Below are 23894 nucleotides of genomic sequence, written 5' to 3' on the forward strand. Positions count from 1 at the left end.
TTATGTTACTTGAAATTTCAATTAAAAACTTTGCCATCATTGAGGCTATTTCACTTAATTTTGAGAAAGGAATGACAGTTCTGACTGGGGAAACTGGTGCTGGGAAGTCTATCATCATCGATGCTATGAACATGATGCTGGGAGCCAGAGCAACAACAGATGTCATTCGTCATGGTGCACCTAAAGCAGAAATCGAAGGTCTTTTCTCAATCGACAATAGTCTCCCCCTTCAAGAGATTTTTGATGAGCAAGGTATCGATTTAGGTGATGAAATCATCATTCGTCGTGAAATTTTACAAAACGGGCGCAGTGTTAGTCGAGTTAATGGACAGATGGTCAATCTTTCTGTTCTACGCGCAATAGGACAACATCTAGTCGACATTCATGGTCAGCATGACCAAGAAGAGTTAATGCGTCCACAATTACATATTCAGATGCTGGATGAGTTTGGTGATACAGATTTTCTTGAACTGAAACAATCTTATCAGACTAACTTTGATGCCTACCGTCAAATGCGCAAGCAACTTCTTGAGATTAAGAAAAATCAAGAAGAACATAAGGCTCGTATTGAAATGTTAGAATTTCAGATGGCAGAGATTGAATCTGCAGCATTACAGCCAGGTGAAGACCTCAAACTCAACCAAGAACGCGATAAACTTCTGAATCATAAAAATATTGCTGATACGCTAACTAATGCTTATACCATGCTAGATAATGAAGAATTTTCAAGTCTGGCTAACGTGCGTTCTGCTATGAATGACATGGAAAGTTTAGAAGAGTATGATGCTGAGTACTGTGAAATATCAACTTCTTTATCAGAGTCTTATTATGCATTAGAAGATGTCACCAAACGTTTAGAGGATATTATCGAAGATTTAGATTTTGACGGCAATCGCTTGATGCAGATTGAGAGTCGTTTAGATCTCATACATGCCATTATACGTAAGTATGGTGGAAATGTCGATGATGTCTTGTTATACTTTGCAAAAATAACTGAAGAATACAATTTACTTACTGGTAATAATCTTTCTTCAGAAGATATGGAAGCAGAACTCAAGCAATTAGAAGTAAGTCTGGTTGATTTAGCAAGTAAACTTGCATCTGCTCGCCACAACTTAGCTCAACAATTAGAAATTGAGATTCAACAAGAGCTTAAAGACCTTTATATGGACAAGGCTCGATTTCAGGTTCAGTTTACTAAAGGAAAATTCAGTCGTGAAGGGAATGAGAGTGTTGAATTTTATATTTCAACCAACCCTGGAGAAGACTTTAAACCATTAGTAAAAGTAGCTTCTGGTGGTGAGTTATCTCGTTTGATGTTAGCTATTAAGTCTGCCTTTTCTCGTAAGGAAGGTAAGACTAGCATTGTATTTGATGAGGTGGATACAGGAGTTTCAGGTCGCGTAGCTCAGGCAATCGCCCAGAAAATTCATAAGATTGGTCAGCATGGCCAAGTTCTAGCTATTTCGCATCTTCCTCAAGTCATCGCTATCGCTGATTATCAGTTCTTCATTGAAAAGATTAGCAATGAGCATTCAACTGTTTCAACAGTTCGCTTGTTGACAGTTGAGGAAAGAGTGGAAGAAGTTGCCAAGATGTTAGCAGGTGAAAATGTAACTGAGGCAGCACTTAGTCAAGCGCGAGAATTATTGCAAAGTAAGGAGAAATAAATGACAGACTATTATGTTATCGGAGATGTTCATGGGAAAGCAGGAATGCTTGAGGACCTTCTAAAAACATGGGATGGTAAGACTCAATTACTCTTTCTTGGAGATTTGATTGATAGAGGAGAGGATAGCCGACGTGTTCTTGAAATGGTCAAGGACTTGGTTGATAACAAAGGAGCTATCTGTTTATCAGGAAATCATGAGTATATGTTTTTAACATGGTTGGATAATCCTGAAGAAAGCTATGACCACTATCGTCGTAATGGTGGGGATACAACTATTAACTCTATTCTAGGTCGCCCTTTGGATGCGCCAGTAGATGGAGTAGCAGATGCTAAGCGTGTTGAAACTGAAGCAGCTGACTTAGTGGAGTTTATCCGTCAGATGCCTTTTGTGATTGAAACAGATAAGTATATATTCGTTCATGCTGGTATTGATTTGACTTTGGATGACTGGCATGATACTACAGATTACAAGAAAGTTTGGCTCAGAAAACCATTCCACGAAGCAGCTAATCATACTGGTAAAACGATTGTCTTTGGACATACACCAGTCTATGGTCTACTGAATCAAGAACGCGGTACTGCGGAACTTTGGATTACAGAAGACGGTAAGATTGGAATGGATGGAGGAGCTGTTTATGGCGGTGTCCTTCACGGTATTGTCTTTACTGACCAAGGTATGACTGACCGCTATTTCATCGAAAATGATGGCTTTATTGCTGAAGATTAGTACTCCTAGCAGGGTATGGTCTTGTCAAAATATTAAAAACATTTTATAATTAATAGATACCCTGAAAGGAAGAGAATCATGAACGTAGAAGAATTGAAAAAACGACAGGAGAAGATTCGTAACTTCTCTATTATTGCCCATATTGACCACGGGAAATCAACGCTAGCAGACCGTATTTTAGAAAAGACAGAAACAGTTTCTAGCCGAGAAATGCAAGCTCAACTTCTGGATAGCATGGATCTTGAGCGTGAACGTGGGATTACCATTAAGCTTAATGCTATTGAATTGAACTATACTGCTAAAGACGGTGAAACTTATATCTTTCATTTGATTGACACACCAGGACACGTGGACTTTACTTATGAGGTGTCACGTTCTCTTGCCGCTTGTGAGGGTGCTATCTTGGTAGTCGATGCCGCCCAAGGGATTGAGGCTCAAACACTAGCTAACGTTTACCTTGCTTTGGATAATGATTTGGAAATCCTTCCAGTCATCAATAAGATTGATTTGCCTGCAGCAGATCCCGAGCGCGTCCGTACGGAAATCGAAGATGTGATTGGTCTAGATGCTAGCGAAGCAGTCTTAGCATCAGCCAAAGCTGGTATCGGTATTGAAGAAATTCTTGAGCAAATCGTAGAGAAAGTTCCTGCTCCAACCGGTGATGTTTCAGCACCATTAAAAGCCCTAATTTTCGACTCAGTATACGATGCCTATCGTGGTGTTATCCTCCAAGTTCGTGTCATGGATGGAGTAGTCAAACCTGGCGATAAGATCCAGCTCATGAGCAATGGTAAAACCTTTGACGTTACTGAAGTCGGAATCTTCACACCTAAAGCAGTAGGACGTGATTTCCTTGCAACTGGTGATGTTGGTTACATTGCAGCGTCTATCAAGACTGTTCAGGATACTCGTGTCGGTGATACAGTTACCTTGGCGTCGTATCCTGCTTCAGAGCCACTAGACGGCTACAAGCAAATGAACCCCATGGTCTTTGCAGGTCTCTATCCAATTGAGTCAAATAAATATAACGATCTTCGTGAAGCCCTTGAAAAATTGCAACTCAATGATGCTAGTTTGCAGTTTGAACCAGAAACATCTCAAGCACTCGGATTTGGTTTCCGTTGTGGTTTCCTTGGATTACTTCATATGGATGTTATTCAGGAACGTTTGGAACGTGAGTTTAACATCGATCTTATCATGACTGCACCATCCGTTATCTACAAGGTTAATCAGACAGATGGTGAATCTATGGATGTATCGAACCCATCTGAGTTTCCTGATCCTACAAAGATTGCGACCATTGAAGAACCATATGTAAAGGCACAAATCATGGTACCACAAGAATTCGTTGGAGCAGTAATGGAACTAGCTCAGCGCAAGCGTGGGGACTTTGTGACCATGGACTATATTGATGACAATCGTGTGAATGTTATCTATCAAATTCCGCTTGCTGAAATCGTCTTTGACTTCTTTGATAAGCTCAAGTCTTCGACACGTGGTTATGCAAGCTTTGATTATGAATTGTCAGAGTATAGACCATCTAAGTTGGTTAAGATGGATATCCTTCTCAATGGAGACAAAGTGGATGCTCTTAGCTTTATCGTTCACAAAGATTTTGCTTATGAACGTGGGAAACTTATCGTAGATAAGCTTAAGAAAATCATTCCTCGTCAACAATTTGAAGTGCCCATTCAAGCTGCAATTGGACACAAGATTGTGGCTCGTACTGATATCAAAGCCCTTCGTAAAAATGTGCTTGCTAAGTGCTACGGTGGTGACGTTTCCCGTAAACGTAAACTCCTCGAAAAACAAAAAGCTGGTAAGAAACGCATGAAAGCTATCGGATCAGTAGAAGTCCCACAAGAAGCCTTCCTTAGCGTCTTAAGCATGGATGAAGAATAATTAATTTCTATTATTATTTAGAATGAATTACAGTTATCTTTTGACACTTTTATTTACATACATTAAAATAGGGATGAAAGGAGAAAGATTATGAAAAAAATCATCAGCTTATCTACGCTTTTAGTGTGTTGCTTAACTCTTGCTGCTTGTAATACTTCAAAAACTAAGAAAGAAGCAACCTCAGATACAACAACAATTCAGGAAACTACCTCAGCACAAGAAACAACAACTGTAGCCGAATCAACGATTAAAGATACTCAGGTAATTGGTTCAGATGCTTATGGCTACGTAAAGGTTCCAAAATCATGGATTCATTTTACAGAAGTTGAGGGTGGTGATGATATTCAGTACTGTGATGGAACAGATGTCAATATTGTAACTTTAAATACCTTTAAACCAGAGCATTTAGGTGTTAGTGAAAGTGAATATGCTGCTCTTGATCCCGTTCAAGTTTCTACTAGTATCTATCAAACCAAAAAACAAAGCAAGGATTTCTCTAAAGTATGGGGATCTAAGTCAAAAATTGGTGGTTATGATGCCTATGTGGTAAACTGTATTGCTAAAAACGGAAAATATCTAGTTATTTATATCTTTAAATCAGATGATGGTAAGTTTAGATATGTTTCTCTAGAAGGAACACCTGAAGTATTGAAAGATATGCTTCCGCTGATAGAAGAAAGTTGGACTAATAAAAAGGTTTAAAAGGCAGGATTTTTCCTGCTTTTTTATTTTATCCAGTTTTATTTAGGACTTCAAATAGATTTCCTGATTAGAACTTTTTGCAATGAAAATTAAAAGAATGAGTTTTTGTAAATATAGTAGTAGATTTATTGTATTTTCGATAATACTGCCAGTTTACAGTATATATTTGACACTTTGTTCTTCTTACTTTAGAATAGTAGTGAAAGGAGAATTATCATGAAAAAATTGATAACTTTATCTTCACTTTTGCTTTGTGGTATCACTCTTGCTGCTTGTAATACAAATACTGGTAAAAAAGATGTAACAGCTGAAACTACCACAATTGTTCAGGAAACTACTAGTCAGGAAACAGCTGAAGCTACAACAACCGTTCCAACTAAAGATACACAATGGGTTGGATCAGATGATTATGGATACTTGAAAGTACCTAAATCTTGGGTTCAAAGTAATTTCGGTGAGAAAAGTGTTGATTTTAAGTACAATGATGGTACTGACAAGAATGCCATTTCAGTTAAAAGTATAAATGCAGACGTAAAAAATTTCACTAATTTTGAGACCAAATTTGTACAAAATATAAAAGAAAATCCTAGATTTACAAATGTTAGAACTAATAGGGGAAATATTGGGGGCTATGATGCCCTCAAAATTTATGCAGATTATAAAAATAGTAAAAAAGTACTTATTTGGGTATTTAAGTCGGATGATAATATGATTAGATTAGTTACTCTTGAAGGTGATTTAGAAATCGTAAACGAAATGACTCCAATAGTAGAAGAAAGCTGGACAGTGAAAAAGAATTAAAACTAAAACAGGATATTTATCCTGTTTTTTATATATTTTCAACCTTTAAAGAATATGTATAAAATCAAATTGTTTACAATCAAACAAAAAAAATAAAAATCAAACAAAATACAACAAAAAATATTGACAACGGTTTCATATAGTGTTATACTTGTAACATAAAAGTTAAATATGAAGGGAGAAGATCATGGGATTAGATCATTTCTTCAGCAAAGACTTAGTCTTTTGTCTAGAAGCAGATAATCAAGAGCAACTATTTGATCAAGTTGCAACCCTATTGGAAGAAAAGAAAGTTGTTACGGATACCTATCGATTGGCTTTGATTGAACGTGAAAAAATGTTCCCAACCGGTTTAGATATGGAATTTCTAGGGAAGGACTTGCCAAATGTAGCAATCCCTCACACAGATACGATTCATAATTTAACTGAAAATGTTGTTGTGGTTCGCTTACCAAAACCAGTAACATTCCACAATATGATTGCACCTGACAAGGAAGTAGAAGTATCATTACTTTTCTTTATTATCAATAATTCAAGTTCAAGTCAAACAAACATTCTTGCTCAATTGATGGACTTCTTTACAGGTAACGGTCATCTAGAGGCGCTTTCTAAGATTACAGAACCAGAAGCTCTGTACCAGTATATCTCAGAAGCAACTGCTTAATTTTAAAATAAATAGAAACTAAAAAACGGAGGAAATCCAAATGATTAAAATTCTTGCTGCTTGTGGTGCGGGTGTTAACTCAAGCCACCAAATTAAAAGTGCTCTAGAAGAAGAGCTTTCAAACCGTGGGTACGATGTAAAATGTGACGCAGTTATGGTAAAAGACGTCAATGAAGACTTGATTAAAGGTTACGATATCTTCACACCAATCGCTGCAACTGACTTAGGTTTTGACCCTGGTATCCCAGTAGTTGAAGCTGGACCAATCTTGTTCCGTATTCCTGCTATGAGCGCTCCAGTTTATGACAATATTGAAGCAGCAATCAAAGAACACGGATTAAGTTAAATATTATTTTGTAAGTTTCCATAAAAATAAAGGGAGGAAAAATTATGGACGTCATTATTAACATAGCCAATGAGGTCTTTAAACCTATTTTGGAAATGGGTGCACCAGTCATCATGCTGATCGTGTTGACACTCTTGGCTTTACTCTTTGGAGTGAAATTCTCCAAAGCGCTTGAAGGTGGTATCAAACTTGCCATCGCACTTACTGGTATCGGTGCTATCATCGGAATGCTTAATGGAGCTTTCTCTGCTTCTCTTGCAAAATTCGTTGAAAATACTGGTATTCAATTGAACATCACCGACGTTGGTTGGGCACCACTTGCTACAATCACTTGGGGTTCTGCCTGGACACTTTACTTCTTGCTCATCATGTTGATTGTCAACGTTGTGATGCTTGCAATGAAGAAAACTGATACACTTGACGTTGATATCTTCGATATCTGGCACTTGTCTATCACAGGTCTTTTAATCAAATGGTATGCTGACAACAATGGAGTTAGCCAAGGAGTTTCACTCTTTATCGCGACTGCAGCAGTTGTTCTTGTTGGGGTTCTTAAAATCATTAACTCTGACTTGATGAAACCTACATTTGATGACCTACTTAACGCACCAAGTTCATCACCAATGACTTCAACTCACATGAACTACATGATGAACCCAGTTATCATGGTTTTGGATAAGATTTTTGACAAACTTTTCCCAGGTCTTGATAAATACGACTTCGACGCTGCTAAACTAAACAAGAAAATCGGTTTCTGGGGATCTAAATTCTTCATCGGTTTCATCCTTGGTATCGTTATCGGTTTGATGGGAACTCCACATCCAGTTGCTGGTGTAGAAGGCGCTGATAAATGGGAACTTGTTATTAAAGGTTGGTTGTCACTTGGTTTGACTGCCGGTGTCTGCTTGGAGCTCTTCTCACTTATCGGTTCATGGTTCATCGCAGCCGTAGAACCACTTTCACAAGGTATTACAAACGTTGCTACTAAACGTCTTCAAGGACGTAAATTCAACATCGGTCTTGACTGGCCATTCATCGCTGGTCGTGCTGAAATCTGGGCTTGTGCGAACGTACTTGCACCAATCATGTTGGTTGAAGCTGTGCTTCTGTCTAATGTCGGAAATGGTATCTTGCCACTTGCTGGTATCATCGCAATGGGTGTAACTCCAGCTCTCTTGGTAGTTACTCGTGGTAAATTGCTCCGTATGATCATCTTCGGAACTCTCTTATTGCCACTCTTCCTTCTTTCAGGTACACTTATCGCACCATTTGCAACTGAACTTGCTAAAGGTGTAGGTGCCTTCCCAGAAGGTGTGAACCAATCACAATTGATTACTCACTCAACTCTTGAAGGACCAATCGAAAAACTATTTGGTTGGGCAATTGGTAACGCTACAACTGGTGATATCAAAGCAATCCTTGGCGCATTAGTATTCCTTGTATTCTACGTTGGTATCTTTGCATGGTACAGAAAACAAATGATCAAACGTAACGAAGAATATGCAGCAAATGCTAAATAATTTGCTTCTAAAAATGTAAATTGTAAAAACTAGGTTGTCAGTTTCCAGCGTGGAGCAGTCAGCCTAGTTTTTTTGAAAAAATGGAGGTAACAGCTGTGATTGAATTAAAATCAGATCAATTGCAAGTACAGTTTCAAACTTTTGGAGGTGCTTTATCTTCAATTAAGGATAAAGATGGTGTAGAGTATCTGTGGCAAGGTGATCCAACTTATTGGAGTGGACAAGCACCTGTTTTATTCCCAATTTGCGGATCAGTTAGAAATGATACCGTCGTTTATGAGAATAAAGACGGAAGTCATGAAATAGGAAAAATTCCGCGTCATGGTTTGGTAAGAAAAAAGGAATTTGATTTAGTTGATCAAACAGATAATTCTGTTACATTTGCTATTGAAGATACTGAGGAAATGTATGAGAATTATCCCTATCATTTCCGACTAGAAATCACTTATATTGTGACTGGTAAAACAATTCGTACAGAGTATAAAATTTACAATAAAGAATCTGAAAAGAGTATGCCGTACTTTATTGGAGGGCATCCTGGCTTTAATTGTCCACTCTTAGCTGATGAAGTTTATGAAGATTACTATCTTGAATTTGAAGAGCCTGAAACGTGCTCAGTTCCGAAACCTTTCCCAGAAACAGGAATGTTAGATTTCAAAGATAGAAGTTCTTGGTTAGACAATCAAAAAGAATTGGGCCTAAATTATGATTTGTTTAGCTATGATGCAGTGACATTAGATGAGTTAGAATCCCGTAAAGTAGCTTTGCACTCAAGAAAACATGATAAAGGTTTGAGACTACACTTTGAAGAATTTCCAAATTTAATTGTATGGTCAACTCTTAATAAAGGCCCTTTTATCGCCTTAGAACCATGGTCTGGCTTGTCTACTTCACTTGAAGAAGGCGATCGACTGGAAGAAAAGAAAGATGTTCGAATTTTGAAACCTGGCGATTTTGATCACGTTGGATTTGATATCGAAATTTTATAAAAAAATAAACAAAAACAAACATAAATTGTTGACTTTTCCAACTAATAGTAGTATATTATGTTTATAAAGAACAATTTGTGTTTATTTTAACAAAGTGACTGTTCTAGTTTTTCTATGAAGAAAACTTATTAAGAACGGAATATGGTCTTCGTTCTTAATTAAAACTATTGTCAACAAAACTACTAGTGGACTTTTTGATGAAAGGATAATCTTTATCCATATCCATAAAATTCACTGGTCTATTATAAAAAAAGGAGTATACAATATGTCTATTGTTATTGGTGCAGATGCTGCAGGTTTAAGATTGAAAGAAGTTGTTAAAGACTTCCTTGAAAAAGAAAACTTCCACGTGGTGGATGTTACTGCTGAAGGTCAAGACTTCGTTGACGTAACTCTTGCAGTTGCAGAAGAAGTTAAAAAAGAGGAACAAAATCTTGGTATTGTTATTGATGCTTATGGTGCAGGTCCATTTATGGTTGCAACAAAAATCAAAGGAATGGTTGCGGCAGAAGTTTCTGATGAACGTTCAGCTTATATGACTCGCGGCCACAACAACTCCCGTATGATTACTATGGGTGCTCAACTCGTTGGTGATGAATTGGCTAAAAACATTGCTAAAGGCTTTGTAAATGGTAAGTACGACGGTGGTCGTCACCAAATCCGTGTCGACATGTTGAACAAAATGTGCTAACTTTTATAACGAAAGAAAGGTAAGATAAAAATGAGAATTGCAATTGGATGTGACCACATCGTAACTAATGAAAAAATGGCGGTTTCAGAATTTTTGAAATCTAAAGGACATGAAGTCATTGACTTTGGTACATATGACCATGCACGTACACACTACCCAATCTTTGGTAAAAAAGTTGGGGAAGCAGTAGTTAGCGGTCAAGCTGATCTTGGTGTATGTATCTGTGGTACAGGTGTAGGTATTAATAATGCTGTAAACAAAGTTCCTGGTGTCCGTTCTGCCTTGGTTCGTGATATGACAACAGCTCTTTATGCAAAAGAACAATTGAATGCCAACGTTATCGGATTTGGTGGTAAAATCACTGGTGAATTGCTTATGTGCGATATCATTGAAGCTTTCATCAACGCTGAATACAAACCATCTGAAGAAAACAAAAAATTGATCGCTAAAATCCAACACGTTGAAACTCATAACGATCACCAAACTGATGCCAACTTCTTTACAGAATTCCTTGAAAAATGGGATCGTGGTGAATACCACGACTAAGAGGTGACTTATGATTTTAACAGTCACAATGAATCCATCCATTGATATTTCTTATCCTTTGGATGAATTGAAAATTGACACTGTCAACCGTGTTGTTGATGTTACGAAAACAGCTGGTGGTAAAGGTCTTAATGTTACACGCGTCCTATCAGAATTTGGCGATTCTGTAGTCGCAACTGGTCTAGTTGGTGGTAAACTGGGTGATTTTCTAGTTGAAAATATTGACGATAAAGTCACCAAGCGTTTCTTCTCTATCCAAGGTGAAACACGTAACTGTATCGCTATTCTTCACGGTGATAATCAAACTGAAATTCTTGAAAAAGGTCCTGAGGTTCAAGAAAAAGAAGGACAAGATTTCTTGGCTTACTTCAAAGAACTTCTTAATACTGTAGAAGTTGTAGCTATTTCAGGTAGTCTACCAGCTGGACTCCCAGTTGATTATTATGCTAGTTTAGTGGAACTTGCTAATCAAGCAGGAAAACCAGTTGTCTTGGACTGTTCAGGAGCAGCTCTTCAGGCTGTTCTTGAATCACCACACAAACCAACGGTTATCAAACCAAATAATGAAGAATTGTCTCAACTATTGGGAAGAGAAATTTCTAAAGATTTGGATGAATTAAAAGAAGTTCTTCAAGATCCTTTATTTGATGGAATTGAGTGGATTATCGTTTCTCTAGGTGCTAACGGTGCCTTTGCAAAACACGGGGATACTTTCTATAAAGTAGATATTCCAAAAATTCAAGTAGTAAATCCAGTTGGTTCTGGTGATTCTACTGTAGCAGGTATTGCATCAGGTCTTTTCCATAAAGAATCTGATCAAGAATTATTGACTAAGGCGAATGTCCTTGGTATGCTAAATGCTCAAGAAAAAATGACCGGGCATGTCAATATGGCTAACTATCAAAATTTATTTGACCAATTAATTGTGAAAGAGGTATAAAATGACTTTAACAGAAAATAAACGTGCTTGTTTGAAAAAACTCTCAGATGAAAATGGAATCATCTCAGCTCTTGCATTTGACCAACGTGGTGCTTTGAAACGTTTGATGGCTCAATACCAAACAGAAGAGCCTACAGTAGCTCAAATGGAAGAACTCAAAGTTTTGGTAGCAGATGAATTGACTAAATACGCTTCATCAATGCTTCTTGACCCTGAATATGGTCTTCCTGCTACAAAAGCTCTTGCACCAAATGCCGGTCTTCTCCTTGCTTATGAAAAAACAGGATATGACACAACAAGTACAAAACGTTTGCCAGACTGCTTGGATGTTTGGTCTGCAAAACGTATTAAAGAACAAGGTGCTGATGCAGTTAAATTCTTGCTTTACTACGATGTAGATAGCTCTGACGAACTTAACCAACAAAAACAAGCCTACATCGAACGTATTGGTTCTGAGTGTGTGGCAGAAGATATTCCATTCTTCCTTGAAATCCTTGCTTACGATGAAAAAATTGCGGATGCAGGTTCTGCTGAATACGCTAAAGTAAAACCACACAAAGTTATTGGTGCTATGAAAGTCTTCTCAGACCCACGCTTTAACATTGATGTTTTGAAAGTGGAAGTTCCAGTTAACGTTAAATACGTTGAAGGATTCGCTGAAGGAGAGGTTGTTCACACTCGTGAAGAAGCAGCAGCATTCTTCAAAGCACAAGACGAAGCAACTAATCTTCCATACATCTATTTGAGTGCGGGTGTATCAGCTAAACTCTTCCAAGAAACACTTGTCTTTGCCCACGAATCAGGTGCAAACTTCAATGGTGTTCTTTGTGGACGTGCAACATGGGCTGGATCAGTTGAGGCTTACATCAAAGATGGTGAAGCAGCGGCACGTGAATGGCTTCGTACAACTGGTTTTGAAAACATCGATGAACTTAATAAAGTACTTCAAAAAACAGCTACTTCATGGACTGAACGCGTATAAAGTTCAGTAAGATATAATAATAAAAAAGTCTCACCAATGGTGAGACTTTTTAAGATGTTGATTTAATAATTTTTGTTTGTTTGGACAAAGCTTTTAGGGTTTCATCGCTAAGTTTTGAATCGGAGATAATGGTATCGATATCTACAATATTGTAAAAGGTGTAAAAATCAAATTTATCAAATTTACTATGGTCAGCCAAAAGGATTTTTTTATTTGCATTATTTAATGCTAGTTTTTGAACCTCACCTTCGTCTTCGCTAAATGTAGCAATAGCTTGATCTTTAATTCCGTTGCAACTAACAAAAGCTTTAGAGAATTGCAGGCTTTCGATGTCTTGGAGAGTCAAAGTACCAACAAAAGCGCCAGTGATTTCTCGATAATTTCCACCAATTAAAATTAAATCTGTAAGTTTTCGTTCATTCAAGATAATAAAAACGGGTAGGCTATTTGTTACGACACGAATATTATCAATCGGAAGTTCACGAGCAAAGAACTCAAGAGTAGTTCCAGGACCGATAAAAATTGTTTCTCTTTCTTCAACTAAGTGACCGGCAAATCGAGCAATCTCTTGCTTTTCGGCGATTTGCAAGCCTTGTTTTTCGATATTAGAGCGCTCGTTTGCTAATAGAGAGCCTGAACGAAGCTTTTCAGCACCTCCGTGCACTCGAACAAGTAAATCCTTGTCAGCTAGCTCTTGTAGATAACGCCGAGCTGTCATATCCGAGATATCTAAACGACTCATAATTTCTTTGACAGTGATTGTTCCTTTGGTATTGACAATATCTAAAATCAAATCAAGTTTTTCTTGTTTTAGCATTGAATCACCCCCTATATCTAATATCATTTTATCATATTTTAAACATATCAGCAACTTAAAGAAAACAAAAATAAACAAAAATAAAAGAACATCTAAGTTTATAACAAACACAGATGTTCTTTTCTAATTTCAAATTAATCTAACCCGTAGTTATAGTCATCGTCCTGCATAGCTTCAACTTCACCAAGTAGATATCCATTACCAACTTGAGAAAAGAAGTCGTGGTTAGATGTACCGGTTGAAATCCCGTTCATAACGATAGGGTTGACATCGTCAGCTGAATCAGGGAAGAGTGGATCTTGTCCCAAGTTCATGAGGGCTTTGTTGGCGTTGTAACGTAGGAATGTTTTCACTTCTTCAGTCCATCCAACACCATCATAAAGGCTTTCGGTATAACCTTCTTCATTTTCATAAAGTGTGTAGAGAAGGTCGTACATCCAATCTTTTAATTTTTCTTGCTCTTCTTCAGGTAATTCATTGAAACCAAGTTGGAATTTATACCCGATATAAGTACCGTGAACTGACTCATCACGAATAATCAACTTAATGATTTCAGCAACGTTAGCCAATTTGTTATTTCCGAGGTAGTAGAGTGGTGTAAAGAAACCAGAATAGAAGAGGAAGGTTTCAAGGAATACACTGGCTACTTTCTTTTCAAGAGGAGTACCATTGAGGTAAATTTCATTGATGATTTGTGCTTTTTTCTGAAGATATGGGTTTGTATTAGTCCATTCAAAGATTTCTTCAATCTCAGTCTTGGTATTCAAGGTTGAAAAGATAGAAGAATAAGATTTAGCATGGACAGATTCCATAAATTGGATGTTGTTAAATACAGCTTCCTCATGTGGTGTACGGATATCTGCACGTAGCGCTTGAACCCCAGTTTCAGACTGCATGGTATCCAAAAGTGTCAAACCACCAAAGACTTTTCCTACTAAGTCTTTTTCCTTGTTTGATAATTTTCTCCAGTCATCAAGGTCATTTGACAAGGGAATACGTGTATCGAGCCAAAATTGCTCAGTCAACTTCTCCCAAGTTGATTTATCGATGACATCCTCGATGGCATTCCAGTTAATGGCTTTGTAGTAAGTTTCCATTACAAATCTCTTTCTTTTGATTTTAATAAATAAAATAAGGATGAATAGTGTATCACTCTATGATTGGACTACCGCACAAAAAGTCGGAATACCGACTTTTTGTTACTGCCTAATCTTAGTATAGAGGTTATCAGTTAGTCCTTAAATCACACAGCTTTCACATTGGTTAGCACCAACTTCACCGCCGTCATCTGTATAGGTACGAACGTAGTAGATCGACTTGATGCCCTTGTTAAAGGCGTAGTTACGAAGGATAGATAAATCACGTGTTGTTTGTTTGTTCTCTTTCTTCCATTCGTAAAGACCTGTTGGGATATCACTACGCATGAAGAGTGTAAGTGAAAGCCCTTGGTCTACGTGCTCAGTTGCAGCAGCATAGACATCGATAACCTTACGCATATCCATATCGTATGCTGAAGTGTAGTAAGGGATGGTGTCAGTTGACAATCCTGCTGCAGGATAGTAAATCTTACCGATTTTCTTTTCTTGACGTTCTTCAATACGTTGAGTGATTGGGTGGATAGAAGCAGATACGTCATTGATGTAACTGATAGAACCATTTGGTGCGACAGCTAAACGGTTTTGGTGGTAAAGACCGTCTGCTTTAACTTTATCACGAAGTTCAGCCCAGTCAGCTGCAGACGGGATAAAGATACCTTCAAAGAGTTCTTTGACACGATCAGATTTTGGAACAAACTCGCCTGTTACATACTTGTCGAAGTAGCTTCCGTTTGCGTAGTCTGATTTTTCAAAGTTGTGGAAGGTAACACCTCGTTCACGTGCGATGTTGTTTGATTCAACGAGAGTCCAGTAGTTCATGAGCATAAAGTAAATGCTGGTGAACTCAATAGACTCAGGTGATCCATATTCGATCAGTTGTTGGGCAAGGTAGCTGTGGAGTCCCATAGCACCAAGTCCGAATGTGTGAGCTTGGCTATTTCCATGGTCGATAGTAGGAACAGCTACAATGTGAGAACTATCAGTAACGAAGGTCAAAGCACGTACCATAGCTCGGATTGAGCGACCAAAATCAGGTGAAGTCATCATGTTGACCACGTTGGTTGAACCAAGGTTACATGAAACGTCAGTACCCATTTTAATGAATTCTTGTGCGTCATTAATCAAGCTTGGTTCTTGAACTTGAAGAATCTCAGAACACAAGTTACTCATAATGATTTTTCCATCAACTGGATTTGCGCGGTTAGCCGTATCGATATTGACAACATATGGATAGCCAGATTCTTGTTGCAATTTAGAGATTTCTGTTTCCAAATCACGCGCCTTTATTTTTGTCTTGCGGATGTTTGGATTTGCAACCAATTCATCGTATTTTTCAGTGATATCAATATAGTTGAAAGGTACGCCATACTCTTTTTCAACAGAATAAGGACTGAAGAGATACATTTCTTCGTTTTTACGTGCTAATTCGTAGAATTTATCTGGTACCACAACACCAAGTGATAAAGTCTTCACACGAACTTTTTCATCGGCATTTTCTTTCTTAGTTGAAAGGAAGGCGATAATGTCTGGGTGGAAGACGTTGAGGTAAACAACCCCAGCACCTTGACGTTGACCAAGTTGGTTAGAGTAAGAAAAGCTATCTTCGAAAAGCTTCATAACTGGAACGACACCAGAAGCCGCACCTTCATATCCTTTGATAGGGGCTCCAGCTTCACGAAGGTTGTTGAGGGAAATTCCGACACCGCCTCCGATACGTGAAAGCTGAAGAGCTGAGTTGATAGAACGTCCGATAGAGTTCATATCATCTGTTACCTGAATCAAGAAACAGGATACCAATTCACCACGACGTGCACGACCTGCATTTAAGAAAGATGGTGTAGCAGGTTGGTAGCGTTGGTGGATGATTTCATTTGCGATATCAGTTGCGATAGTTTCATTGCCATCAGCAAAGTAAAGAGCGTTAAAGAAGACACGGTCTTCCATGCTCTCAAGATAGTATTCCCCATCATTAGTTTTCAAGGCATATTGATTGTAAAACTTGTATGCTGCCATGAATGACTTGAATTGGAAGTTTTGATCTTTAATAAATTGATAAAGCTCTTCTAAGAATTCTGGACGATATTTCTTGATAAATGCTGTTTCGATATAGTCTTGTTTGATGAGGTAATCAATTTTATCTCTGATAGAATCAAATACCATTGAGTTAGGCTCAACATTTTCTTTAAAGAATGCATCCAAGGCTTCTTTATCTTTATGAAGCATAATTTGACCATTAACTGGACGGTTAATTTCATTATTTAGACGGAAGTAAGTTACATCCTCGAGTTGTTTTAATCCCATAAAATTCCCTTTAATTCATTACAAAAGAAAGGCTTCTAAGATTGACATAGAAGCTTTGAGTCCTGATTGTTAAGCAAGTTTTTTGAGTTTTGCTGGTTGGAACCCAGAGAAAACTTCAGTCGGTGTTTGGATGATAGGAGCAGCGCTAAAGCCGAGCTCTTTAACTTGTTCAATAAATTCAGGTTGTTCGTCAAGATTGATTTCGCGATATGTGATGTTGTTACTATCTAAGAATCGTTTGGTCATTTTACATTGAACACAATTATTTTTAGAATAAACAGTTACCATTCTGTAACTCCCCTTTCAAAATTTAATTACATCTTAAGTATATCAGAAAAAAAATCTTTGTCAACGAAGAAAAACTAAATATTGTAGATTTTTTTTAGATGAGAGATGACTAAACACAATATATAGTGCTTGCGAAAAAATAAAACCCATAAATAACAGCGTTTTCTAAATGTTAAAAATATAAAAAACTACATGATGTATTTTGATATATAAAATAGAAGATTTTCAGCAAGTTATCTGAAAGGAAAACGAAGAAATCCCATAAAACACTTGAAAAAAATCACAGAAGGTGATATAATACCAAATTGTAAGGGTTATCAGATATAACTCAAAAAGAAAACAATTAAAGGAGAGTCAAATTATGGCTTCTAAAGATTTCCACGTAGTGGCAGAAACAGGTATTCACGCACGTCCAGCAACATTGTTGGTACAAACAGCTAGCAAATTTGCTTCAGATATCACTCTTGAATACAAAGGTAAATCAGTTAACCTTAAATCAATCATGGGTGTTATGAGTCTTGGTGTTGGCCAAGGTGCAGACGTTACAATCTCTGCTGAAGGTGCGGATGCTGATGATGCTATCGCTGCAATCTCAGAAACAATGGAAAAAGAAGGATTGGCATAAGAATATGACAGAAATGCTTAAAGGAATCGCAGCATCTGATGGTGTTGCAGTTGCTAAAGCATATCTACTCGTTCAACCGGATTTATCATTCGAGACTATTACAGTCGAAGATACAAATGCAGAAGAGGCTCGTTTGGATGTTGCTCTTGAAGCTTCTCAAAACGAGCTTTCTCTTATCCGCGAGAAGGCTGTAGGTACGCTTGGTGAAGAAGCGGCGCAAGTATTTGACGCTCACTTGATGGTTCTTGCCGACCCTGAATTGATTGGTCAGATTAAAGAAACTATTCGTGCAAAAAAAGTAAATGCAGAAGCAGGTCTTAAAGAAGTAACAGACATGTTTATTACTATCTTTGAGGGAATGGAAGACAATCCATACATGCAAGAACGTGCAGCGGATATCCGCGACGTTACCAAACGTGTTTTGGCAAATCTTCTTGGTAAGAAATTACCAAACCCAGCTTCTATTAATGAAGAAGTAATTGTCATTGCGCACGACTTGACTCCATCTGATACTGCTCAATTGGACAAAAAATTTGTAAAAGCTTTTGTAACGAACATTGGTGGACGTACAAGCCACTCAGCTATCATGGCTCGTACACTTGAAATTGCTGCTGTTTTGGGTACAAACAACATTACTGATCTAGTAAAAGATGGTGATGTCTTGGCTGTTTCAGGTATTTCAGGTGAAGTTGTTATCAACCCAACTGAAGAGCAAATTGCAGAATTCAAAGCAGCTGGTGAAGCTTACGCTCAACAAAAAGCTGAATGGGCTCTTTTGAAAGATGCTAAAACAGTTACTGCAGATGGAAAACACTTTGAGTTGGCTGCGAACATCGGTACACCTAAAGACGTTGAGGGTGTGAACGAAAACGGTGCAGAAGCAGTTGGTCTCTACCGTACTGAATTCTTGTACATGGATTCTCAAGACTTCCCAACTGAAGACGATCAATACGAAGCTTACAAAGCAGTTCTTGAAGGTATGAACGGTAAACCTGTTGTTGTTCGTACAATGGATATCGGTGGGGATAAAGAACTTCCTTACTTTGATCTTCCTAAAGAAATGAACCCATTCTTGGGTTACCGTGCTTTGCGTATCTCAATCTCTGAAACTGGTAACCAAATGTTCCGTACACAATTGCGTGCATTGCTTCGTGCATCTGTTCACGGTAAATTGCGTATCATGTTCCCAATGGTTGCTTTATTGAAAGAGTTCCGTACTGCAAAAGCTATTCTTGAAGAAGAAAAAGCGAAATTGGTTGCTGAAGGTGTTGCAGTTGCAGATGATATCCAAGTAGGTATCATGATTGAAATTCCTGCTGCAGCTATGCTTGCTGATCAATTTGCTAAAGAAGTTGATTTCTTCTCAATTGGTACAAACGACTTGATCCAATACACAATGGCTGCTGACCGTATGAACGAACAAGTTTCATATCTTTACCAACCATACAATCCATCAATCCTTCGCTTGATTAACAATGTTATCAAAGCAGCTCACGCTGAAGGTAAATGGGCTGGTATGTGTGGTGAAATGGCCGGTGACCAAACTGCGGTTCCACTTCTTGTCGGAATGGGATTGGATGAGTTCTCAATGTCTGCTACTTCAGTACTTCGTACACGTAGCTTGATGAAGAAACTTGATACAGCTAAAATGCAAGAATATGCTAACCGAGCTCTTACTGAATGTTCAACAATGGAAGAAGTTCTTGAACTTTCTAAAGAATACGTTAACTTTGATTAAAAACATTAAAACCTTGTAGGACAAAACTACAAGGTTTTTTCTACTTTATTTTAAAAAGTCCACCTGTAAAATTTTCTAAAAATATGGTAAAATAGACAAAGGAAAAATACGGAGGCAACTATGCAAAACAGACCAATCATTATCGGAGTAACAGGGGGATCTGGGGGAGGAAAAACCAGCGTTTCTAAAGCAATCTTATCGCATTTCCCCAATGAAAAAATCGCCATGATTGAGCATGATTCCTATTATAAAGATCAATCTCATTTAACCTTTGAAGAACGTATCAAAACCAACTATGACCATCCTTTTGCTTTTGATACTGATTTAATGATTGCGCAAATCAAAGAATTATTGGCAGGACGGCCTGTTGATATTCCTACCTATGATTATGCAGCACATACTAGAAGTTCGAAGACTTATCGCCAAGAACCTCAAGATGTTTTTATCGTAGAAGGAATATTGGTTTTGGAAGACAAACGACTTCGTGATTTGATGGATATTAAGATTTTCGTAGATACTGATGATGATGTTCGTATCATCCGTCGTATTAAACGCGATATGGAGGAACGTGGCCGTAGTTTGGATAGCGTTATTGATCAGTATCTTGGTGTAGTGAAACCTATGTATCATCAATTCATTGAACCTACAAAACGTTACGCTGATATTGTAATTCCTGAAGGTGTAACCAATACGGTAGCGATTGACTTGTTGACTACTAAGATTGAAAAGATTTTAGAAGAAGCTCGTTTAGCTCAGTAATAACTAAAAAAACTGTATCTCTTGATACAGTTTTTATTGTTTAATTTTTTCAAGTCTTGGAACAATAGCGAGAGTTAAAATAGCCGAGATAATTAATTCTGCTATCGAATTTGTAGAGATAACAGTCGCTAATAGTTTTTGAATATTTCCATCAAAAACATTACCAAAGAGGAAGAAGATACCACCTAAGACAAATACTGTATTAGTGAGTGAACCAAGTGCACCTGCAAAAATGAGCCCGGCTTTTCCCTTTAGCAGTTTATAAACGAAATAAGGTGTCAAACCGATCAAGATACGTGGGACAATTGCAATCACAACTGAATATAGGTTACCATTAGGTACAAATGGTGAGAAAAGATAACTAGTTGGTAAGATAGTAATTGTATTAACTGTTAAGCTAATCATACCCATTAAAAATCCAAGGACTGCACCAATCCGTGGGCCGTAAATGATACTTCCAATAATAACAGGAATGTGTACAATAGTAGGTTTAATTGGGAATGGTAATACATTAAATAAGATAGAGCTAAGTAGATGGATGACAATCATACTAGCAAAAAAGATAGCAACAGGTGCGATGTTAGAGCGTTTGTTCATTGAGAGTTTCCTTTATTCTTTCTATAATAATTTCCAAATCGGCTAAAGCGCCGCTTCCGAAGTCCCCACAAGCTAAGAGAGATTCTTTAGGAGAGATGATCCCGTATCCATAGCTTTCAAGAGTTTTAAGATTTGTTTGTGTGGTAGGATGGTTATACATTTTTGTATTCATGGCAGGAGCAAGTAATTTAGGGATATTATCTGGTAATGCCAGAGCAGTACTAGTCACCATATTATCAGCAAAACCATATGCTAATTTTGCAATGGTATTAGCAGTTGCTGGAGCAACGATAAACAAGTCAGTTTCTTTTCCTCTTTCGATGTGATTGACTTGGTCTGGATAAGGTTCTTGCATGACATCGAGATGAACCAGATTTTGGGACAAAACTTGCAGTGTTAATGGTTGTATAAAATCTGTAGCAGCTTTTGTCATCAAGACCGATACACTATGTCCTTGCTTTTTCAAAGAACTGACTAAATCGGCAGCCTTGTAGGAAGCAATTGAACCAGTAATTGCAAGAGTAATATGAGCCATAACTTTCCTTTCTAAAAAGTAAATCCTTGAATTTTTTTAATTATTAGCTCAGCGATTTCTTGTTTGCTGTATGCTGTTTGATAATCGTTTTCTTCAACTAAGTAAGCCAGGTGTTGTTCAGAGTTTATTTGATTCAAATCGTTAGCAACAATAATGTCTGCTTGATTCTTTTTAAGACTTTCTCTAGCAACATCTATCAAATGATCCTTTGTGACATCAACCAGGAGTTTAAAACCTATTAGATGAATTTTAGGATTCCATTCTTTGACCAGAGAAATAATCTTAGGATTTTTCTTAAGAAAGAGAATCTGAGTATCTTCCTTTGAAGAAATTTTGGACTCAGTATTCTGCTTAGTTAGAAATTTCGATAGATCTTGACTTGCTTGTACCTCATCTATACTTGTCATGTAGACTGGGGTGTAGTCAGATACAGCCATAGAATGAATTAAAACTTGATAATCTTTAACAAGATTTCGCATCTCCTCAAGTAAATCCAAAGTATTCTTTATTTCTATGATTTTAAGATTTGGATGACTAGCTGGTCTAACTGCCTGAGAAGTTGTAATCAAGCAAACTTCATGACCTGCTTTTATTAAAGCTTCTGTTATAACCAAGCCAAGATGACCTGTAGAGTGATTAGTGATAGAGCGAACACGGTCTATAGCCTCACTAGTACCACCAGAAGTTACTAAAATTTTCATAGAACCATTTTACACAAAAAAGACTTTTAAGTCAAAGAAAGCGGTTTAGTTTAGCTTTGAGTTATTATAGTTATTATCTATAAAGACATATAAAAAATAGATAATTCTTGTAATTTCACAGAATTATGGCAAAAAATACGAACAATAAATTCATTTTTGTATAAATAAATCTTGTTTTATGATATAATGAGTTAACACATTAGATGTAGAGGAGTTTTGAATGAAAACAGATATTGAAATCGCACAGAGTATCGAGCTAAAACCAATCGTTGATGTTGTAGAGAAACTTGGTATTTCTTACGACGATTTGGAATTGTACGGAAAGTACAAGGCTAAGCTCAGTTTTGATAAAATCCGTGCAGTTGAGAGCAATCCAGTCGGGAAATTGATCTTGGTAACAGCCATTAACCCAACACCAGCAGGTGAAGGGAAATCAACCATCACTATCGGGCTTGCAGACGCCTTAAATAAGATTGGTAAGAAAACCATGATTGCTATCCGCGAACCATCTCTTGGTCCTGTTATGGGGATTAAAGGTGGTGCAGCTGGTGGTGGTTATGCGCAAGTTTTACCAATGGAAGATATCAACCTTCACTTTACTGGTGATATGCATGCTATTACAACTGCAAACAATGCTCTTTCTGCCTTGATTGACAATCACTTGCATCAAGGGAATGATCTAGGTATCGACCAACGCCGTATTCTCTGGAAACGTGTAGTCGACTTGAATGACCGCGCTCTTCGTCACGTAACTGTTGGCCTTGGTGGTCCGCTTAATGGTATTCCACGTGAAGATGGATTTGATATCACTGTTGCTTCAGAAATCATGGCAATCCTTTGCTTAGCAACTGATGTTGAAGATTTAAAACGTCGTTTGGCTAATATCGTTATCGGTTACCGTTATGACCGTACACCTGTTTCAGTTGGTGATTTACAGGTTGAAGGTGCCTTGGCATTGATATTGAAAGATGCTATCAAACCGAACTTGGTTCAAACCATCTATGGAACACCTGCCTTTGTACATGGTGGCCCATTTGCCAATATCGCACACGGATGTAACTCTGTCTTGGCTACAACTACAGCCCTTCATTTGGCAGATTACACAGTAACGGAAGCAGGATTTGGTGCAGACCTTGGTGCTGAGAAATTCCTTGATATCAAAACTCCAAACTTGCCAACTGCGCCAGATGCAGTAGTTATCGTTGCAACTCTTCGTGCTCTTAAGATGAATGGTGGAGTAGCTAAGGATGCTTTGACAGAAGAAAATGTAGAAGCAGTTCGTGCAGGATTTGCAAACTTGAAACGTCACGTTGAAAATATCCGTAAATTTGGTATTCCAGCAGTTGTTGCTATTAACGAATTTGTATCTGATACAGAAGCAGAAATCGCAGCTTTGAAAGAACTTTGTGCTTCCATTGATGTTCCGGTTGAGTTAGCTAGCGTATGGGCTGATGGAGCTGAAGGAGGAGTGGCTCTAGCTGAAACGCTTGTCAAAACAATTGACGAAAAACCTGCTAACTACAAACGTTTGTATGACAATGACCTTTCAGTACAAGAAAAGATTGAAAAGATTGTCACTGAAATCTATCGTGGAAGCAAAGTAAACTTCGAGAAGAAAGCTCAAACTCAAATCGCACAAATCGTACAAAACGGTTGGGACAAATTGCCAATCTGTATGGCCAAAACTCAATATAGTTTCTCAGATAATCCAAATGCTCTTGGTGCACCTGAAAACTTTGAAATTACTATTCGTGAATTGGTACCAAAATTGGGGGCAGGCTTTATCGTCGCACTTACTGGTGACGTTATGACCATGCCTGGACTTCCAAAACGACCAGCTGCTCTCAACATGGATGTTGAAAGCGATGGAACAGTTCTTGGATTATTCTAATTGAACAACAAAAGACAACCTTATAAATGAGGTTGTCTTTTTTACTAGAAAAACTCCCAGAAA

At 37.7% G+C, this 23894-nt stretch carries 24 protein-coding genes; 17 read left to right on the top strand and 7 right to left on the bottom strand.

Features of this window, described 5'->3' with window-relative positions:
* Positions 1–2: 2 nt before the first annotated feature.
* The 13 genes from recN (at position 3) to lacD (ending at position 12482) form a co-directional block, all read left to right on the top strand.
* Positions 3–1670 (top strand): DNA repair protein RecN, encoded by a 1668-nt coding sequence (recN, locus tag ACXYSN_RS02080; protein ID WP_458635987.1) that lies wholly within the window; start codon positions 3–5, stop codon positions 1668–1670.
* On the top strand, positions 1671–2399 hold the full coding sequence (locus ACXYSN_RS02085; RefSeq protein WP_458635988.1) for a metallophosphoesterase family protein: 729 nt from the start codon (positions 1671–1673) through the stop codon (positions 2397–2399).
* A gap of 78 nt (positions 2400–2477) precedes the next feature.
* Positions 2478–4301: a translation elongation factor 4 gene (gene lepA, locus ACXYSN_RS02090; protein WP_006151172.1), complete on the top strand. Its 1824-nt coding sequence runs from the start codon at positions 2478–2480 to the stop codon at positions 4299–4301.
* Positions 4302–4391: 90 nt separating this feature from the next.
* Positions 4392–5003, top strand: coding sequence for a hypothetical protein (locus ACXYSN_RS02095; RefSeq protein ID WP_458635989.1), 612 nt, complete (start codon positions 4392–4394; stop codon positions 5001–5003).
* Positions 5004–5219: 216 nt separating this feature from the next.
* Entirely contained in the window at positions 5220–5804 is a 585-nt protein-coding gene (locus tag ACXYSN_RS02100) for a hypothetical protein (protein WP_006151132.1), read from the top strand.
* Between the two features lie 187 nt (positions 5805–5991).
* Entirely contained in the window at positions 5992–6468 is a 477-nt protein-coding gene (locus tag ACXYSN_RS02105) for a PTS sugar transporter subunit IIA (RefSeq protein ID WP_458635990.1), read from the top strand.
* Positions 6469–6508: 40 nt separating this feature from the next.
* Positions 6509–6814, top strand: coding sequence for a PTS sugar transporter subunit IIB (locus ACXYSN_RS02110; protein ID WP_000590575.1), 306 nt, complete (start codon positions 6509–6511; stop codon positions 6812–6814).
* A gap of 44 nt (positions 6815–6858) precedes the next feature.
* Entirely contained in the window at positions 6859–8334 is a 1476-nt protein-coding gene (locus ACXYSN_RS02115) for a PTS galactitol transporter subunit IIC (protein ID WP_006151120.1), read from the top strand.
* Positions 8335–8414: 80 nt separating this feature from the next.
* Positions 8415–9323 (top strand): aldose 1-epimerase family protein, encoded by a 909-nt coding sequence (locus ACXYSN_RS02120; RefSeq protein ID WP_458635991.1) that lies wholly within the window; start codon positions 8415–8417, stop codon positions 9321–9323.
* Between the two features lie 265 nt (positions 9324–9588).
* On the top strand, positions 9589–10014 hold the full coding sequence (lacA, locus tag ACXYSN_RS02125) for a galactose-6-phosphate isomerase subunit LacA (protein WP_000029280.1): 426 nt from the start codon (positions 9589–9591) through the stop codon (positions 10012–10014).
* Between the two features lie 30 nt (positions 10015–10044).
* The gene (lacB, locus tag ACXYSN_RS02130; RefSeq protein ID WP_001216925.1) at positions 10045–10560 is read left to right on the top strand and encodes a galactose-6-phosphate isomerase subunit LacB; all 516 of its coding nucleotides are present in this window, start codon (positions 10045–10047) and stop codon (positions 10558–10560) included.
* Positions 10561–10570: 10 nt separating this feature from the next.
* Positions 10571–11500, top strand: coding sequence for a tagatose-6-phosphate kinase (locus ACXYSN_RS02135; protein WP_458635992.1), 930 nt, complete (start codon positions 10571–10573; stop codon positions 11498–11500).
* A gap of 1 nt (position 11501) precedes the next feature.
* Positions 11502–12482 (top strand): tagatose-bisphosphate aldolase, encoded by a 981-nt coding sequence (gene lacD, locus ACXYSN_RS02140; RefSeq protein WP_254729969.1) that lies wholly within the window; start codon positions 11502–11504, stop codon positions 12480–12482.
* A gap of 49 nt (positions 12483–12531) precedes the next feature.
* Here the strand turns inward: lacD and ACXYSN_RS02145 are convergent, their stop codons facing one another.
* The 4 genes from ACXYSN_RS02145 to nrdH all read right to left on the bottom strand — a co-directional run bounded on the left by ACXYSN_RS02145 (position 12532) and on the right by nrdH (position 16985).
* Entirely contained in the window at positions 12532–13299 is a 768-nt protein-coding gene (locus tag ACXYSN_RS02145; RefSeq protein ID WP_373113400.1) for a DeoR/GlpR family DNA-binding transcription regulator, read from the bottom strand.
* A 134-nt stretch (positions 13300–13433) separates the two neighbouring features.
* Positions 13434–14396: a class 1b ribonucleoside-diphosphate reductase subunit beta gene (gene nrdF / locus ACXYSN_RS02150; RefSeq protein ID WP_441348206.1), complete on the bottom strand. Its 963-nt coding sequence runs from the start codon at positions 14394–14396 to the stop codon at positions 13434–13436.
* Positions 14397–14537: 141 nt separating this feature from the next.
* The gene (nrdE, locus tag ACXYSN_RS02155; RefSeq protein ID WP_458635993.1) at positions 14538–16697 is read right to left on the bottom strand and encodes a class 1b ribonucleoside-diphosphate reductase subunit alpha; all 2160 of its coding nucleotides are present in this window, start codon (positions 16695–16697) and stop codon (positions 14538–14540) included.
* Between the two features lie 69 nt (positions 16698–16766).
* Positions 16767–16985 carry a glutaredoxin-like protein NrdH gene (gene nrdH / locus ACXYSN_RS02160; protein ID WP_016465794.1) on the bottom strand — a complete coding sequence of 73 codons (219 nt, stop codon included), beginning with the start codon at positions 16983–16985 and terminating at the stop codon, positions 16767–16769.
* 361 nt (positions 16986–17346) lie between these two features.
* On the opposite strand from nrdH, the gene ACXYSN_RS02165 reads away from it, so the two are divergent.
* From ACXYSN_RS02165 to udk, 3 genes are all read left to right on the top strand, one after another.
* Positions 17347–17610, top strand: a complete 264-nt coding sequence (locus tag ACXYSN_RS02165; RefSeq protein ID WP_000146947.1) for a phosphocarrier protein HPr — start codon at positions 17347–17349, stop codon at positions 17608–17610.
* Positions 17611–17614: 4 nt separating this feature from the next.
* Positions 17615–19348 (top strand): phosphoenolpyruvate--protein phosphotransferase, encoded by a 1734-nt coding sequence (gene ptsP, locus ACXYSN_RS02170; RefSeq protein ID WP_414314057.1) that lies wholly within the window; start codon positions 17615–17617, stop codon positions 19346–19348.
* A 120-nt stretch (positions 19349–19468) separates the two neighbouring features.
* A complete protein-coding gene (udk, locus tag ACXYSN_RS02175; RefSeq protein ID WP_004253618.1) occupies positions 19469–20107 on the top strand; it encodes a uridine kinase in 639 nt (212 codons plus the stop codon).
* 33 nt (positions 20108–20140) lie between these two features.
* On the opposite strand, the gene ACXYSN_RS02180 is transcribed toward udk, so the two are convergent.
* From ACXYSN_RS02180 to ACXYSN_RS02190, 3 genes are read right to left on the bottom strand one after another with little or no spacing between them, the layout of a single operon-like run.
* Positions 20141–20704, bottom strand: coding sequence for an ECF transporter S component (locus ACXYSN_RS02180; RefSeq protein WP_458635994.1), 564 nt, complete (start codon positions 20702–20704; stop codon positions 20141–20143).
* Entirely contained in the window at positions 20688–21239 is a 552-nt protein-coding gene (gene coaC, locus ACXYSN_RS02185) for a phosphopantothenoylcysteine decarboxylase (RefSeq protein ID WP_458635995.1), read from the bottom strand. Before coaC ends, ACXYSN_RS02180 begins: the two co-directional genes overlap by 17 nt.
* Positions 21240–21250: 11 nt before the next feature.
* Positions 21251–21940, bottom strand: a complete 690-nt coding sequence (locus ACXYSN_RS02190) for a phosphopantothenate--cysteine ligase (RefSeq protein WP_441348209.1) — start codon at positions 21938–21940, stop codon at positions 21251–21253.
* Positions 21941–22160: 220 nt separating this feature from the next.
* Between ACXYSN_RS02190 and ACXYSN_RS02195 the strand changes: the two genes are divergently transcribed.
* Positions 22161–23831: a formate--tetrahydrofolate ligase gene (locus ACXYSN_RS02195; RefSeq protein ID WP_373113409.1), complete on the top strand. Its 1671-nt coding sequence runs from the start codon at positions 22161–22163 to the stop codon at positions 23829–23831.
* Positions 23832–23894: the final 63 nt, after the last annotated feature.

The organism is Streptococcus sp. V869 (assembly GCF_054353515.1).